General features: G+C 72.7%; 12 protein-coding genes and 1 tRNA gene. 7 read left to right on the forward strand and 6 right to left on the reverse strand.

All coding sequences use genetic code 11. The features are described 5' to 3' along the window. Positions 1-33: 33 nt before the first annotated feature. Both BEK98_RS13770 and BEK98_RS13775 read right to left on the reverse strand, forming a co-directional pair. Entirely contained in the window at positions 34-3,894 is a 3,861-nt protein-coding gene (locus BEK98_RS13770; RefSeq protein WP_094216782.1) for a Pls/PosA family non-ribosomal peptide synthetase, read from the reverse strand. Between the two features lie 321 nt (positions 3,895-4,215). Continuing rightward, positions 4,216-4,303: transfer RNA gene (locus BEK98_RS13775), tRNA-Leu, on the reverse strand. Positions 4,304-4,500: 197 nt separating this feature from the next. Here BEK98_RS13775 and BEK98_RS13780 point away from each other — a divergent pair. The 3 genes from BEK98_RS13780 to BEK98_RS13790 all read left to right on the forward strand — a co-directional run bounded on the left by BEK98_RS13780 (position 4,501) and on the right by BEK98_RS13790 (position 7,194). Continuing rightward, entirely contained in the window at positions 4,501-5,826 is a 1,326-nt protein-coding gene (locus BEK98_RS13780; RefSeq protein WP_094216783.1) for a M20/M25/M40 family metallo-hydrolase, read from the forward strand. Positions 5,827-5,973: 147 nt separating this feature from the next. Continuing rightward, positions 5,974-6,207: a chaplin ChpH gene (gene chpH, locus BEK98_RS13785; RefSeq protein ID WP_094216784.1), complete on the forward strand. Its 234-nt coding sequence runs from the start codon at positions 5,974-5,976 to the stop codon at positions 6,205-6,207. Between the two features lie 141 nt (positions 6,208-6,348). Continuing rightward, on the forward strand, positions 6,349-7,194 hold the full coding sequence (locus BEK98_RS13790) for a chaplin family protein (RefSeq protein ID WP_094216785.1): 846 nt from the start codon (positions 6,349-6,351) through the stop codon (positions 7,192-7,194). Between the two features lie 69 nt (positions 7,195-7,263). Here the strand turns inward: BEK98_RS13790 and BEK98_RS13795 are convergent, their stop codons facing one another. Continuing rightward, complete coding sequence (locus BEK98_RS13795; protein ID WP_014671721.1) at positions 7,264-7,452, reverse strand: DUF5703 family protein; 189 nt, start codon at positions 7,450-7,452, stop codon at positions 7,264-7,266. Between the two features lie 47 nt (positions 7,453-7,499). Here BEK98_RS13795 and BEK98_RS13800 point away from each other — a divergent pair, with 47 nt between their 5' ends. Continuing rightward, the gene (locus BEK98_RS13800; protein WP_094216786.1) at positions 7,500-8,210 is read left to right on the forward strand and encodes a hypothetical protein; all 711 of its coding nucleotides are present in this window, start codon (positions 7,500-7,502) and stop codon (positions 8,208-8,210) included. Positions 8,211-8,277: 67 nt separating this feature from the next. On the opposite strand, the gene BEK98_RS13805 is transcribed toward BEK98_RS13800, so the two are convergent. Both BEK98_RS13805 and BEK98_RS13810 read right to left on the reverse strand, forming a co-directional pair. Further along, positions 8,278-10,554 carry a helix-hairpin-helix domain-containing protein gene (locus BEK98_RS13805; RefSeq protein ID WP_107428271.1) on the reverse strand — a complete coding sequence of 759 codons (2,277 nt, stop codon included), beginning with the start codon at positions 10,552-10,554 and terminating at the stop codon, positions 8,278-8,280. Further along, positions 10,551-11,534 (reverse strand): aldo/keto reductase, encoded by a 984-nt coding sequence (locus tag BEK98_RS13810; RefSeq protein ID WP_094216787.1) that lies wholly within the window; start codon positions 11,532-11,534, stop codon positions 10,551-10,553. Before BEK98_RS13810 ends, BEK98_RS13805 begins: the two co-directional genes overlap by 4 nt. A gap of 197 nt (positions 11,535-11,731) precedes the next feature. Here BEK98_RS13810 and BEK98_RS13815 point away from each other — a divergent pair, with 197 nt between their 5' ends. Continuing rightward, positions 11,732-12,787 carry an LLM class F420-dependent oxidoreductase gene (locus tag BEK98_RS13815; RefSeq protein ID WP_094216788.1) on the forward strand — a complete coding sequence of 352 codons (1,056 nt, stop codon included), beginning with the start codon at positions 11,732-11,734 and terminating at the stop codon, positions 12,785-12,787. Between the two features lie 237 nt (positions 12,788-13,024). Further along, complete coding sequence (locus BEK98_RS13820; RefSeq protein ID WP_094216789.1) at positions 13,025-13,813, forward strand: hypothetical protein; 789 nt, start codon at positions 13,025-13,027, stop codon at positions 13,811-13,813. A gap of 7 nt (positions 13,814-13,820) precedes the next feature. On the opposite strand, the gene corA is transcribed toward BEK98_RS13820, so the two are convergent. Continuing rightward, positions 13,821-14,816: a magnesium/cobalt transporter CorA gene (gene corA / locus BEK98_RS13825; protein WP_167444156.1), complete on the reverse strand. Its 996-nt coding sequence runs from the start codon at positions 14,814-14,816 to the stop codon at positions 13,821-13,823. 62 nt (positions 14,817-14,878) lie between these two features. Here corA and BEK98_RS13830 point away from each other — a divergent pair, with 62 nt between their 5' ends. Then, positions 14,879-15,565 carry a histidine phosphatase family protein gene (locus tag BEK98_RS13830; RefSeq protein WP_094216791.1) on the forward strand — a complete coding sequence of 229 codons (687 nt, stop codon included), beginning with the start codon at positions 14,879-14,881 and terminating at the stop codon, positions 15,563-15,565. Positions 15,566-15,588 lie beyond the last annotated feature (23 nt).

The raw sequence follows: 15,588 nt of genomic DNA on the forward strand, positions 1-15,588 counted from the left end.
GTCGACCGCCCACCGGCCCCGAAAAGGCTGCGCTCACGGACGCCACGCCTCGATCGGGTTACCCAGCCAGCGGGTGTCGTCCGGGACGGACTCCGCGGCCATGACGAGCGACGCGGGACCCAGGGTCGTACGGGCCCCGATCGTGCTGCCGGGCAGCACGATCCCGCCAGGGCCCAGCGTGGCGCCCTCACGGAGGACCACAGTATCCGTCCGCAAGATCCGGTCGTGGAAGAGGTGAGTCTGCAGGACGCAGCCGCGGTTCACGGTGGACCCGTCCGCCAGCGTCACCAGGTCGGCCTCCGGCAGCCAGTAGCTCTCCACCCACACGCCCTTGCCGATGCGGGCGCCGAGCCCGCGCAGCCACGCCGTCATCACCGGCGTCCCCGGCACGGCCCCGGCCAGCCACGGCACCGCCAGCACCTCGACGAACGTGTCCGCCAGCTCGTTGCGCCACACGAAGGAACTCCACAGCGGATGCTCCCCGGCGCGGTGCCGCCCCACCAGCAGCCACTTCGCCACGACCGACGCGAGCGCGGCCGCGGCCCCGGCCGCGAGCAGCACCAGCCCCGACAGCAGCGGCACCCACGGCCCCAGCGCACACAGCGCCGCCACCGTCAGCACGGCCAGCGCCGCCGAGCAGAAGACCGGCACGATCCGGCACAGCTCCACCAGACCGCGCGCCCACAGCAGCCGGGCGGGCGGCTCGTACGTCCGGCTCTGGTCCCCGCCGGCGGCGCTGCGCGGCAGCTTCACCGGCGGCAGCCCCAGATACGAGGTGCCCTTCTTCGCCTTCTTCGGCGTCGCCGACAGCACGCCGACCAGACCGCCGTCCGGCACGCTCCGCCCCGGCGCGGTCATTCCCGAGTTCCCGAGGAAGGCCCGCCGCCCGATCTCCGCGTGTCCGATCCGCACCCAGCCGCCACCCAGCTCGTACGGCGCGGTCAGCGTGTCGTCCGCCAGGAAGGCCCCGTCGCCGACGGTGGTCAGGCTCGGCAGCGCGAGCACGGTCGACACCTCGGCACCCCGCCCGACACGCATCCCCAGCAGCCGCAGCCACACCGGCGTGACCAGGCCCGCGTACAGCGGGAACAGCGTCTCCCGGGACCGGTCCATCAGCTGCGTCACGGTCCACGCCTGCCAGCCGACCCGGCTGTGCGTCGGATGCGTGCCCTCGCGCAGCCCCAGGCTGAGCAACCGTACGGCGACCAGGATCAGCAGCGCGTATACCAGGCCGTAGGCGAGCGTGGCGGGGACGAGCCCGAGCGCGGCCCCGCGCAGCGCCTGGGCCGGAGAGCTGCCGGGCGTCACGAAGACCCGGGCGACCAGCAGCGCGACCACGCCCGCGAGCAGCGGCAGGGCGCTGAGCGCGATGCCGGTCACGCCGTACATGACCCGCCAGTACGTACCCCGCTGCGGCCGCTCCTTCGGCCAGTTGCGCTTGGCCTTGCCGAGCTTGACCGCGGGTGCGCCCGCCCACCGCTGACCGGTGGGCACCTGCCCCGTGACCGCCGACCCCGGCGCCACCTCGGCCCGCTTGCCGACGCGCGCGCCCGGAAACAGCATGCTGCGCGTCCCGACGACGGCGTGCGCGCCGACCTTCACCGGACCGACCTCCAGCCGGTCACCGTCCAGCCAGTACCCGCGCAGGTCCACCTCGGACTCCACGGCGGCCCCGCGCCCCAGCCGCAGAAGGCCGGTGACCGGCGGCAGCGAGTGCAGGTCCACATCGGGCCCGATCTTGGCGCCCAGCGCCCGCGCGTACCGCTCCAGCCACGATCCGGTCAGCGAGGTGGCCCCGCTGAACTCGGCCAGCCGCTCGGCGGTCCACAGCCGCAGATGCACGCTCCCGCCCCGCGGGTACCGCCCGGGCGTAAGGCCCCGCAGCAGCAGCCGCGCCCCGCCCGCAGCGAGCGCGATCCGGCCGGGCGGGCTGAAGAACAGCAGCGCACCGGCCGCGAGCAGCCACCAGGGGGCGGTCGGCAGCCAGGCGTACCCGGGCAGCAGGTTCCCGGCGGCGGCCAGGACCACCGTCCAGCGCACCCCGAGCAGCGTGACCAGCGGGACGAGCACCAGGAGCTGGACGGCCTGCGCGCGCACCGGCACCGGCGCGATCGTGCGCTGCGCGCCGTCGTCCTGCGCCGAGGCCTCCAGACGCCGGGCCAGCTTGCGCAGCGTGGGCTGCTGGTAGATGTCGAGGACGGCGGCGCTCGGGTAGCGGGTGCGCAGCCGGGTGGTGAGCTGGGCGGCGGCCAGGCTGCCGCCGCCGATCGCGAAGAAGTCGTCGGAGGCGCTGGTCACCGGGATGCCCAGCACCTCGGCCCACTGCTCGGCGAGCCAGGCCTCGGTGCCGTACAGGTCGGCCTTGGGGGCCTCCACGCCCTCCAGCGGCCAGGGCAGGGCGTTCCGGTCGACCTTCCCGGACGTCCGGGTCGGCAGCTCGGCGACGGGCGCGAGCAGCGGCACCAGCGCGGCCGGCAGCTCCGCGCGCAGCTTCTCGACGGCGGCCGCGTGGTCCCAGCCGTCCTGGGTGACGACGTACCCGACGAGGAGCTGGTTGCCGCTGCGGGCGGTCCGCACGGCGGCCGCGGCCCCCGCCACACCGGGCAGCGCCTGCAGCGCGGCATCCACCTCGCCCAGCTCGATCCGCCGCCCGCCGAGCTTGATCTGCTCGTCGGCCCGCCCCAGGAAGACCAGCCCCTCGGGCTCGGCCTTGACCAGGTCACCGCTGCGGTACGCCCGCTCCCAGCCCAGCGACTCCAGCGGCGCGTACTTCTCCGCGTCCTTCTCGGGATCGAGATACCGCGCGAGCCCGACCCCGCCGATCACCAACTGCCCGCTGTCGCCCATCGGAACGGGCTCTCCGCCCTCGTCGACGACGGCCAGCTCCCAGCCGTTCAGCGGCAGCCCGATCCGCACCGGCCCCTCACCGGTCATCAGCGCCGCACAGGCCACGACGGTCGCCTCGGTCGGCCCGTAGGTGTTCCACACCTCGCGCCCCTCCGTGACCAGCCGCTGCGCCAGCTCGGGCGGGCAGGCCTCGCCGCCGAAGATCAGCAGCCGTACGTCGTTGAGGGTCTCGGGCTCCCACAGCGCGGCCAGCGTCGGCACGGTCGAGACGACGGTGATCTCCTGCTCGACCAGCCACGGCCCCAGATCGGCACCGCTCCTGACCTGCGACCGGGGCACGGGCACCAGACAGGCGCCGTACCGCCAGGCCAGCCACATCTCCTCGCAGGACGCGTCGAACGCCACGGACAGCCCCGCCATGACCCGGTCCCCGGGCCCGATCGGCTCCTCGGCCAGGAACAACGCGGCCTCGGCATCGACGAACGCGGCGGCGCTGCGGTGCGTGACGGCCACGCCCTTCGGCTTCCCGGTGGACCCGGAGGTGAAGATGATCCAGGCGTCGTTCTCGACACCGGGCCGGGCGGCCGGGGCCTCGGAGGTGCCCTTGACGGTGACCTGGTGTCCCGCCCCGATGACGGCCCGTACCTCGGCCTCCCCGAACACCAACTCGGCCCGCTCGTCCGGGTCCTCGGCGTCGACGGGGACATAGGCGGCGCCGGCGGCGAGAACGGCGAGAATCGCGACGTACAGCTCATTGGTCCCCGAGGGAACCCGCACCCCGACCCGGTCCCCGAGCCCGACCCCCGCATCGGCGAGCCGCAGCCGCAGCCGTTCCACCTCCACGGCCAGCCCACGGTAGGTGAGACGGTGGGTGCCGTCGTCCAGCGCGAGTTCCTCCGGGTACGACCGCACGGACGCGTCGAAGACGTCGACCAGCGTGCGCGGCGAGGCGGCGGGCCCGGCGGAGAAGCGTGCCCTGTCGCCGAACTGCGTGCGGATCTCTTCGTCGAGCAGGCCGAGAGCACTGCTCTCGTCTATGGCTGCCATCGGTCCTCGCGTCTCGATCCCGGAAGCCTCCGGGGCGCTGGCGGGCCCGCAGGTCTGCCTGGGGTTGTCCGACTCCAGCTCGGTAACAAACCGGAAATCTTAGTACGACGCTAGGCTTCCGCTCTTGGTCGGGCCACTCGGGAGGGCTGTACGGGTGTGCGCGGAGCACCGGCCCGAGGTTGCTGACCTGCGGATCTTCGCGCGGGACGAGACATGCCCCACACACACCGCCAAGGAGCGGACATTCAGGGGCAGTTCGCGCAGCCAGAGCCTCGCCAAGGCGGGAAAAGCAGAGGGCCCCTGATGAACAGGGGCCCTCGCTGGTGTCCGAGGGGGGACTTGAACCCCCACGCCCGATAAAGGGCACTAGCACCTCAAGCTAGCGCGTCTGCCATTCCGCCACCCGGACAAGGTGTCTGTCGTGCGGGGCTTCCCCCGCGGCGACGAAGGAAACATTACCAGGCTTTCGGGGGTGGCTGATCACACCCCGTTCCGCCCTCCGATCCCGCGTGAACGGCGTGTGACGGGCCGGGACCGGTCTTGGGTCCCGGGCCGGGCCGGAGGGAGGATGAGGACGACCACCAGCAGACAGCGGGAGGAAGCAGCGTGAGCGAGACGGACACGGCCAAGGGCGTCACCGGCGAGGACGAGGTCGTGGACCTCTGCCGCGAGCTGATCCGGTTCGACACCAGCAACTACGGCGACCACTCGGGCCCCGGCGAGCGCAAGGCCGCCGAATACGTCGCGGAGAAGCTCGCCGAGGTCGGGCTGGAGCCGAAGATCTTCGAGTCGCACCCGGGACGCGCCTCCACCGTGGCCCGGATCGAGGGCGAGGACCCGTCCCGGCCCGCGCTGCTCATCCACGGCCACCTGGACGTCGTACCGGCCAACGCCGACGACTGGACCCACCACCCCTTCTCCGGCGAGGTCGCCGACGGGTGCGTGTGGGGGCGCGGGGCCGTCGACATGAAGGACATGGACGCCATGACCCTCGCGGTCGTGCGCGACCGGCTGCGCAGCGGGCGGCGGCCGCCGCGGGACATCGTGCTCGCCTTCCTCGCCGACGAGGAGGCCGGCGGCACGTACGGCGCCCGGCACCTGGTCGACCACCACCCGGACCTCTTCGACGGCGTCACCGAGGCGATCAGCGAGGTGGGCGGCTTCTCCTTCACGGTGAACGAGCAGCGGCGGCTGTACCTGATCGAGACAGCCCAGAAGGGCATGCACTGGATGAAGCTGACCGTGGCCGGCACTGCCGGGCACGGGTCGATGATCCACCGGGACAACGCGATCACCGAGCTGTCCGAGGCGGTCGCCCGGGTCGGCCGGCACAAGTTCCCGGTGCGGGTCACCAAGACCACCCGGGCCTTTCTCGACGAACTCGGCGACGCGCTCGGCACCGAGCTGGACCCGGAGGACATGGAGGCCACCCTGGCCAAGCTCGGCGGGATCGCGAAGCTGATCGGCGCGTCCCTGTCCAACACCGCCAACCCCACCCAGCTGAACGCCGGTTACAAGGTCAACGTCATCCCCGGCGAGGCCACCGCACACATCGACGGACGGTTCCTGCCGGGCCACGAGGAGGAGTTCCTCGCCGACCTCGACCGGCTGCTCGGGCCCAACATCCGCCGCGAGGACGTGCACGCCGACAAGGCGATCGAGACCACCTTCGACGGGGCGCTCGTCGAGGCCATGCAGTCCTCGCTGCTGGCCGAGGACCCGACCGCCAAGGCGATCCCCTTCACGCTCTCCGCCGGGACCGACGCCAAGTCCTTCGACGACCTCGGCATCCGCGGCTTCGGCTTCGTGCCGCTCAAGCTGCCGCCGGAGCTGGACTTCGCCGGCATGTTCCACGGCGTGGACGAGCGGGTGCCCGTCGACGGGCTGAAGTTCGGCGTGCGGGTGCTCGACCGATTCATCGACGCGTCGTGAAGTCTTGGGCCCAGGTATTCGGGCGCCCGTACGAGATCGACTGAGAAGAGTGAATGCGACCATAAGCTCGTAGCTCCATTACTCCCTCCTCGTTACTGATGATGTGATCCCCGCATCTTGGGATCGCATTGCCTACAAGGAGGAATAATGATCAAGAAGGTCGTCGCTGCTGCGGCTGCCACCGGTGGTCTGGTTCTCGCCGGCGCGGGCCTGGCCGTCGCCGACTCGGGTGCCCAGGGTGCCGCCGTGCACTCGCCCGGCGTCATTTCCGGCAACGTCGTCCAGGTGCCCGTGCACGTCCCGGTGAACGTGTGCGGCAACACGATCAACGTGATCGGGCTCCTGAACCCCGCCTTCGGCAACACCTGCATCAACGACTGACGCCGACTTTCTGAGGGGCGTCTTCTACGAGCCGTCGGCCTCGGAGCGCGCGCCATGCGCTCCGGGGCCGACCGGTCTTTATACCGCGGAAATCCTTTTCGCGGAAATGTACGGAGAACGAAGGCAGGGGGGAATACAGAAATGCGACAGGGCACCCGCAAGGGCCTGATGACGATGGCGGCCGCCACCGGCGTGATCGCCGCCGCGAGCGGCTACGCCCAGGCCGACTCGGGCGCGGTCGGCTCCGCGACCGGCTCGCCCGGCGTACTGTCCGGCAACACGGTGCAGGCGCCGGTACACGCACCGGTGAACGTCTGCGGCAACACCGTGAACGTCGTCGGACTCCTCAACCCGTCCGTGGGCAACAAATGCGCCAATCACGGTGGCAGTGACGCGGGGGGGTACGGCGACTCGAGCGGCTCCGGCGGCTCGCACGCGGGCGGCCACAGCAGCGGCTCGCCCGGCGTCGGCTCCGGCAACACCGTCCAGGTGCCGATCGACGTCCCGGTGAACGTGTGCGGCAACAGCGTGGACGTCGTCGGGGCGGGCAACGCCACGACGGGCAACGACTGTGCCAACGGCGGCGGTCACCACAGCCAGCCGCCGGGCGACGGGCACGGCAACCCGCCCGGACAGCCGGGGCACCCGGGCGAGCCGGGGCATCCCGGTCAGCCTGGTCACCCGGGACAGCCTGGCCACCCGGGCCAGCCCGGTCAGCCGGGCCACCCGGGTACGCCTGGTCACCCTGGTACGCCGGGGCACCCGGGAACTCCGGGCCACCAGGGCACGCCGCCCACCACGGGGAGCCACACTTCCCACGGCTCGTCCCAGGTCAAGCAGCAGGGCGGACACTCCAGCACCTACCTGAGCACCGCGCAGCTCGCCCACACCGGCAGTGACGTGCCGCTGGGCCTCGCGCTGCCGGTGGGCGCGGGCGCACTGCTCGCGGGCGCGGTGCTGTACCGCAAGGCCCGGGCCTCGGCGTAGCGCGGCAGCCGGACAACGGAGCGGGCCCCTGCCAGGACGGCGGGGCCCGCTCCGTTCACGCGTCCCGCTTCACCACGTGGCCCGCACCTGACGGATGATCCGCCGGCGCAACCGCACCCTGCGGCTGCCGTCGCGCAGCAGGCTCAGTCGGTCCAACTCCCAGTGTCCGTACTCGGCATGGTCGGTCAGCAGACGTGTCGCCTCCTTGCGGGACACCCCGCGCGGTACGTACACGTCGACAAATTCGTATTCCGGCATCGCATCTATTGTGCGGGCTGGTGCCCGGTACGGATAGCGTCTGCACTATGTCTGATGCTGCGCAGCCCACCGCTGCCGAGGTACGCGCCGCCGTCGAGGCGGTCAAGACCGCGCTCGACCGTCACCTGGCGGCGGTCGAACGCAGGTCGGGGGAGGACGACCCCGCCGTCTACGAGGCGTTCAACCAGCTGGCCGCGGCCGCCGAGGTGTACGACGAGCTGCTCTACGACCGCTACGACGAGGTCACGCCCTTCGAGATCCCCGGTGCGGAAGACTCGCTGCCGCCGTACGCGGGCCCCGAGGAACCGAACGCGATCAGCGTGCTGATCCGCCGCGACTACGCCGTGGCGGAACCCCAGCGGCTGCTGGCGCAGGCCCAGCGGGTCGAGGCCGTGGAGTACGAGAACGGCGGTGGCGCGGGCGAGGACGGCGCCGGTACGGTCCACGGGGCGCTGGGCGTCCTGTTCGGCGAGTTCGAACCGGACGAGATCGCCTCCCGGCACAAGGAGTTCGGCCTGGAGGAGGGCGACTCCACGCTCTGGGTCACCGCGGCGGACGAGCCGGCCGATCCCGGGGAGTGGCTGGAGGCACCGTTCGAGCAGGCCGACCCGGAGCGGGTCGTGTGCCGGTTCGACGTCAGCGCGGTCTTCGACGAGGACGTCTCCGACGACATCGACGAGGAGGACGACCTCGAACTCGACAGGGACGAGGACAGGGACGAGGACGAGGACCTGGAGCCGCTGGACGCCGAGCGGTGAGGTGAGGCGGGGGTGCCGTGCGGCCTGAGGCCGGTACGGCACCGCCCCCACCGAGCGAAAGAGAGGGTCAGCCCGCTGCGGCGACCTGGGTGCGCAGCAGCGTCTGCAGCCGCGTCGTGCGGGCCTTGGCCGGGATCTCCGCCACCGCCTTCGGCAGGGCCTGCTCCACGCCGTGCACGACCGACAGATGCCGCTCCGCTCGGCTGAACGCCGTGTACACCCAGGGTCTGCTGAGCGTCTGCGCGGCGTCGCCGGGCAGCACCACCACGACCGCCGGCCAGCGGCCGCCCACCGCCTGGTGCGCGGTCAGCGCCCAGCCGTGCCGCACGCACTGCTCCACCCGCTCCCGCGGTACGACGACAGGGGCGCCCGCGCACTCCAGGTGCAGCCCGTCGGCGTCGGCGTTCACCACTCGGCCCGGCACGGTACGGCCCGGGGCGGGGGAGTAGGCGATCCGGTCGCCGGGGTCGAAGCCGCCGAAGCGGCCGGGGCCGGGGTTGAGGCGTTCCTTCAGGGCGGAGTTGAGCGCCCGGGAGCCCGCCGCGCCGCCGTGGCCCGGGGTGATCACCACGGTCTGCTCCGGCGGCACACCGATGGCCCGCGGCACCGAGTCCGCGACCAGCTGCACGGTCCGGTGCACGGCCTCGCCCGCGTCCCGCACCGGGACGATGACGATCTCCTTGCCGGGCGCCTCGACCTGGTGCAGCTCGCCGACGCCGATGCCGGAGACCAGCTCGCCGAGCGGGCCGGGGTCGGGGGTGCGGGAGGCGATCTGCGGGCAGGCGCGGGCCGCGAGCAGGTCGGCGAAGACCCGCCCGGGTCCGGCCGACCACAGCACCGCGGGGTCGCCGCTCAGCACCAGCCGGGCGCCGTCGGGCAGCGACTCCACCAGCATCGCGGCGCTCTCCACGTCGAGTTGGGGCGCGTCCAGCACGATCAGCAGATCGAGGTCCAGGGCGCCGTCCGCGTCCCGGCCGGGGCCCTCGGCACCGGAGAGCAGGCCGGCCACGGTGCCCACGGCCGCCTCCGGCTCCTCGCCCACCAGCGCGGCGAGGCGACGGCGGCCGTCGGGGGTGTGGCAGACCGCGAAGGCCCGCAGGCCGGCGGCGCGGGCGGCGCCGAGCAGGGCGGCCGGTTCGGCGCGGGCCGCCTCGGCGCCGGTGTGCAGCACCAGGCCGTGCCCGGCGACCGCGCGGGCCAGCTCGGCGGCACCGCCGGTCGCCCCGGCCGAGGCCGCCTCCCACCTCTCAGCGGCCTCCTCGGACAGCGAGTTGACCAGGCGGGCCAGGCCGTCGGCGAGGCTCTCCTCGGCGAGCGCGTACCGCTCCAGGCCGACGAGGACACGGACCGGGCGCTCCGCCTCGCCCTCCTCGCCGTCCTCCTCGTGCGGGGCCGGGGCGCCCGGCTCCTCCAGGGCGTCCTGGAAGACCAGCGCCTCGCCCTCGGCGATCGTGTCCTGCACGGCCGCGTCCGGGTCGGGCACGCCCCGCTGGGCCAGGGCCGCGGTGAGCGCCGGCAGTTCCAGGGCGGTGTGCCCGGCCAGCGCCGCCTGCTCCAGCAGCCAGACCGTCACCGCGCGGACCCGCCGCTCGTCGTCGGGAGCGCAGGCCGCGCCGAGCAGCGCCCGCGCGAACCCGTCGGCCTGCTCCGGCCGTACGCCGCCGATCCGCAGCAGCTGCCAGGGGTCCTCCCGGAGCGTGGTGTCGGCGCCCTCGCCGAGGGCCGCCGCCACCTGGGGCGCGAGGGCCTCGGGTGCGCCGCCTTCGCCCAGCACACGGCGGACGGCCTCGACGGCCTCGGCGGCGGGGGCGCCGGGTGCGAGGGCGGCCGGGGCGGGCTGCGGCCGGCGTACGGGCTCCGGGGCGGGGCGGCGCGGGGCCGGCTCGGGCTCTGCGAAGACCGTGGCGGCCGGCTTCTCGCCGCTCTCCACCGCGCGGATCGCGGCGAGCAGGTCGGCCGCCTTGCCGCTCAGCTTGGCGCCGCTCTCGACGGTCCCCTTCTTCTCGGCCTTGCGTCGCTCGATCCGCTCCCGCTCGACCCGCTGCGCGGCCAGCTCGGCCTCGGCCTCGGACAGCTGGGACGCGCCCTCACCCTCGGCTGCCGCAGCACCGCCGGCGGCGTCGCCGCTCTCCACCGCCCCGTCGCCCGCGTCCCCGGAAACCTCCGCGTCCTCTGCCCCTGCGTCCCCGGAAACCTCCGCGTTCTTCTCCACCCCCGCGCCCCGGCCCCCACCGCTCTCCTCGGGCGCCGTCTCCTGCCCCAGGGCCTCCGGGGCCTCCGGGGTCTCCAGGCCCTCCGGGGTCCCCGGCCCGGTGTCCTCCGTGGTCTCCGGCTCCGTGCTCACAGCGTGCTCCAGTCGTGATCGGGATAGCGGTGCAGGGGTGCCGACACATCGTCGAGCGCCCGGCAGATCTCGTCAGGAAGACTAAGGGCCTCCACTGACAACGCCGCCGTGAGCTGCTGCGCGTTGCGCGCGCCGACGATCGGGGCGGCCACTCCGGGCCGGTCCCGGACCCAGGCGAGGGCCACCTGGAGCGGGGTGACCGCGAGCCCGTCGGCGGCCGTCTGCACCGCGTCCACGATGCGCGTCGCGGTGTCGTCGAGGTACGGCGCGACGAACGGCGCCAGGTGCTCGGAGGCGGCGCGCGAGTCCGGGGGAGTGGTGTGCCGGTACTTGCCGGTCAGCACGCCGCGGCCCAGCGGGGAGGAGGGCAGCAGGCCGACGCCCAGGTCGAGCGCGGCGGGCAGCACCTCCCGCTCGACGCCGCGCTGGAGCAGCGAGTACTCCAGCTGTGTGCTGGCCAGCCGGGTGCGGGTGCCCGGTGCGGCGAGCTGCCAGGTGGCCGCCTTGGCGAGCTGCCAGCCGCAGAAGTTGGAGACGCCGGCGTACCGGGCGCGGCCGCTGCTCACCGCCAGGTCGAGGGCCTGGAGCGTCTCCTCCAACGGGGTGTCGGGGTCGAAGGCGTGGATGTGCCAGACGTCGACGTGGTCGGTGCCGAGCCGGGCCAGCGAGGCGTCCAGGGCGGCGAGCAGATGGCCGCGGGAGCCGTCGAAGCGGCGGTCGGGGTCGGGGACGCTGCCCGCCTTGGTCGAGATCACCAGGTCCCGGCGCGGCACCAGGCCGTCTATGAGCTGCCCGAGCAGATACTCCGCCTCACCGTCGCCGTACACGTCCGCGGTGTCGACGAGGGTTCCGCCGGCTTCCCAGAACGCCTTCAGCATGTCCGCGGCGTCGTGCTCGTCGGTGTCCCGGCCCCAGGTGAGGGTGCCGAGTCCGATCCGGGACACGCGCAGGCCTGTGCGGCCGAGATGCCTCTGCTCCATGTGCGCGAGATTACTGGCCAGAACTGGTGCCGTGGGTTGCCTGTGGATAACTCCGATTCACAGGGAGGGACCGGGCATCTTCACGGCGAGGGACCGGGCTTCCGGGCGTCGATCCCCGGCATGCCCTGCCCCTTTGCCCCACCCCCGCGCTAAGGTCTCCGCCAAGGGACGTTACTCATGGGTAAGGGGAATCGGCCATGCAGCTCGGGATCAACCTCGGCTACTGGGGTGCCGGGATGGACGCGGACAATCTGGCCGTGGCGCAGGAGGCCGAGCGGCTGGGCTACTCCGTGTGCTGGGCCGCCGAGGCGTACGGCTCCGACGCGGCCACGGTGCTCAGCTGGGTCGCCGCGCAGACCGAGCGCATCGACGTCGGCTCGGCCATCTTCCAGATCCCGGCCCGGCAGCCGGCGATGACGGCGATGACCGCGGCGACGCTGGACTCGCTGTCCAAGGGCCGCTTCCGGCTCGGCCTCGGCGTCTCCGGGCCGCAGGTCTCCGAGGGCTGGTACGGCGTCAAGTTCGACAAGCCGCTGGCGCGCACGCGCGAGTACGTGGAGATCGTACGCAAGGCGATGACCCGCGAGCGCCTGTCGTACGAGGGCGAGCACTGGACGCTGCCGCTGCCCGGCGGTCCGGGCAAGCCGATCAAGCTGACCGTGCACCCGGAGCGCGAGCACATCCCGCTGTACATCGCCGCCATCGGCCCCAAGAACCTGGAGCAGACCGGTGAGATCGCCGACGGCGCGCTGCTGATCTTCCCCTCGGCCGAGCACCTCGAGGACACCGCCATCAAGTACCTGCGGGCGGGCCGGGAGAAGGCAGGCGAGACCCTCGACGGGTTCGACATCTGCCCGACGCTGCCGCTCGCCGTCGGCGACGACAAGGACGTGCCCCGGCTGGCCGACACCTTCCGCCCCTACACGGCGCTGTACGTGGGCGGCATGGGCAGCCGCAAGCAGAACTTCTACAACCAGCTCGCCCAGCGCATGGGGTACGAGAAGGAGGCCGCCGAGATCCAGGACAAGTACCTGTCCGGCGACAAGGAGGGGGCCGCGGCCGCGATCCCGCAGGACCTCATCGACAAGACCACGCTGCTCGGCTCGGTGGAGCGCATCGCCGACCGGATGAAGGCCTACGCCGCCGCCGGGGTCACCACCCTCACCCTCGCCCCCGCCGGCTTCACGCTGGACGAGCGGATCGCCTCCCTGCGGGCCGGCACCGAGGCCATGGAGCGCGCCGGGCTCGCCTGACAGGGGAGTTCTCGGCGGGAGTTTTCAGCGGCCGTGGTGGGGGCTCGGGGGTCTTCCCCGCCACGGCCGTCACGGGGAACAACGCGCCGGGCGCCGCGCGGTTACGACCCCGGCGCTCCGCCTTTCGGCCGAGTCGGCCCGCACTGCTGTTGCGGCTCCCCTCTGTCCGCAATTGACTCGTTCTTTGCAGAAACCTGCGGATCGTGCAGAGCGGAATCGTGCAGAGAGGTGTCTGCCATGCTTTCGGCCAAGAGTCTGTTCCAGGAGATCCTCGACGACGACGAGTCCTTCCGGCTCTTCTGCTCCATCGCCGCCAGCGGGGAGTCCCAGGGCGGCTGGGAGAACGGCCGGATCGCCGCGCTGGTACCGCGGAGCGAACGGGCGATGGCCCCCAAGATCGCCCGGCACGGAGCCGACGAGGACAAGCACGGGCGCATCTTCAACGCCCTGCTGAGGAAGCGCGGCCTCACCCCGGTCCCGGTCCCGCCCGAGACCGACTACACGATGCTCCTGGAGCGTGAGGGCATCGGTCTCGCCCACGAGAAGCTCAAGCGGGACGAGCCGCTCACCGTGCGGGACGTCATCGTCTACCTCTCGCACAGCCGGGTCACCGAACAGCGCGCCGCCGAGCAGATGGTGATGCTCCGCAGGTACTTCGGCGACCATCCCGAGGTCGGCAGGGCCGTACGGATGATCTCGGGCGACGAGGACAACCACCTCGCCTACACCCACGAGGAACTGCTCCGCTTCGCCGCCGCCGGGCACGGCCGGCTCATCCAGCGCACCCTGCGCGCGTGCGCGCTCGCCGAGATCCGCGTCTACCGGGACGTCAGCCTCGCCGTGATGGCCCACATGGGCCGCATCCTCGACTGGCCGCGGGCCAGGTCGTCGGCGCTCGCGGCCGGTATCCACGCCGTGTACGCCTACGAGCGCCTGGCCGGCTGGCACCGCATGGTGACCCTGCGCATGCCCGAGCACCGCAACGCCCTCGGCGGGCCCGCCACCCCCGCCCGCGAGTTCGCCTGAGCCGTGCTCACAGCCAGCCGCGGTCCTTGAACGTGCGGTACAGCAGCACCTCCAGGGCACCCATCAGCACGATCACCGCCGGATAGGACCACAGCCAGTGCAGCTCGGGCATGTGGTCGAAGTTCATGCCGTAGACCCCCGCGATCATCGTGGGAACCGCGGCCATCGCCGCCCACGCGGAGATCTTCCGCATGTCGTCGTTCTGCCGCACGCTCATCTGCGCCAGATGCGCCGACAGGATGTCCGACACCAGCCGGTCCAGGCCCTCCACGGACTCGTTCACGCGCGCGAGGTGGTCGTACACGTCACGGAAGAAGGGCCGCGCCTTCTCGTGCACGAAGGGCACCCCGACGCCGAGCGCGCCGGTACCGCCCAGCCGGGTCAGCGGCACCGTCAGGGGCACGGTGGCCCGGCGGAACTCCAGGATCTGGCGCTTGAAGTTGTAGATCCGGGACGCGGTGTGGCGAGTGCCGCCGCGCTCCGGCTGGAACACCTCGGCCTCCAGCTCCTCCAGGTCCGTCTGCAGCTCCGTCGCCACGTCCAGATAGTGGTCGACGGTGGCGTCGGAGATCGCGTACAGCACCGCGGTGGGGCCCTTGGCCAGCATCTCCGGGTCCTCCTCCAGCCGGTGCCGTACGGCGGCCAGCGGCTGGACCTCGCCGTGCCGGACGGTCACCACGAAGCCGTCGCCGATGAAGACCATGACTTCGCCGGCCGTGACGGCGTCGCTCTCGGGCTCGTACATCACCGGCTTCAGGACCATGAACAGCGAGTCGTCGTACACGTCCAGCTTGGGCCGCTGGTGGGCCTTGAGGGCATCCTCGACCGCCAGCGGATGCAGCCTGAACTCCTCGGTGACCAGGTCGAACTCCCGCTCCGACGGCTCGTACAACCCGATCCACACGAACCCGCCCGCCGCCCGTGCCTCCTCCAGCGCGTCGGACAGGTCCTCCGGGCCCTCGGTACGGTGCCCGTCCCGGTACACGGCGCAGTCCACGATCACGGAGCGCATTCTCCCTTCGCCCGCCCGCCGCCGCATGTCGAGAAGCGCTTACCCTGGGCCGCATGCCCACGTTGATCCTCGTCAGGCACGGACGGTCCACCGCCAACACCTCGGGCGTGCTCGCCGGATGGACGCCAGGCGTCACCCTGGACGAGCGGGGGGCCGCGCAGGCCGCCGCGCTGCCCGGCCGCCTCGACGGCCTGCCGATCTCCGAGGTCGTCGTCAGCCCCCTGGAGCGCTGTCAGGAGACCGTACGACCGCTGCTGGAAGCCCGGCCCGGGCTACGCGCCCACACCGACGAACGGATCGGGGAGTGCCACTACGGCGACTGGTCCGGGCGCAAGCTCGCCGAGCTGAAGGACGAGCCGCTGATGGAGGTCGTCCAGGCGCATCCCTCGGCCGCGGCCTTCCCCGGCGGCGAGTCGATGCGGGCCATGCAGACCCGCGCCGCCGAGGCCGTACGCGAGTGGAACGCGCGCGTGGAGCGCGACCACGGGGCCGACGCCGTCTACCTGATGTGCTCGCACGGCGACATCATCAAGTCCCTGGTCGCGGACGCCCTCGGACTGCATCTCGACCTCTTCCAGCGGATCTCCGTGGAGCCGTGCTCCGTCACCGCGATCCGCTACACCCGCCTCAGGCCGTTTCTCGTTCGTCTCGGCGACACCGGCGATTTCGCCTCCCTTGCCCCGCGCGAGGAACCCCCGGGGGAAGACGCACCGGTCGGAGGCGGTGCGGGCGCACCGTGATCGTCGGGCGCAGTAGGGTGAAG

This window comes from Streptomyces diastatochromogenes (genome assembly GCF_002242805.1).
Lineage (GTDB): Bacteria > Actinomycetota > Actinomycetes > Streptomycetales > Streptomycetaceae > Streptomyces > Streptomyces diastatochromogenes.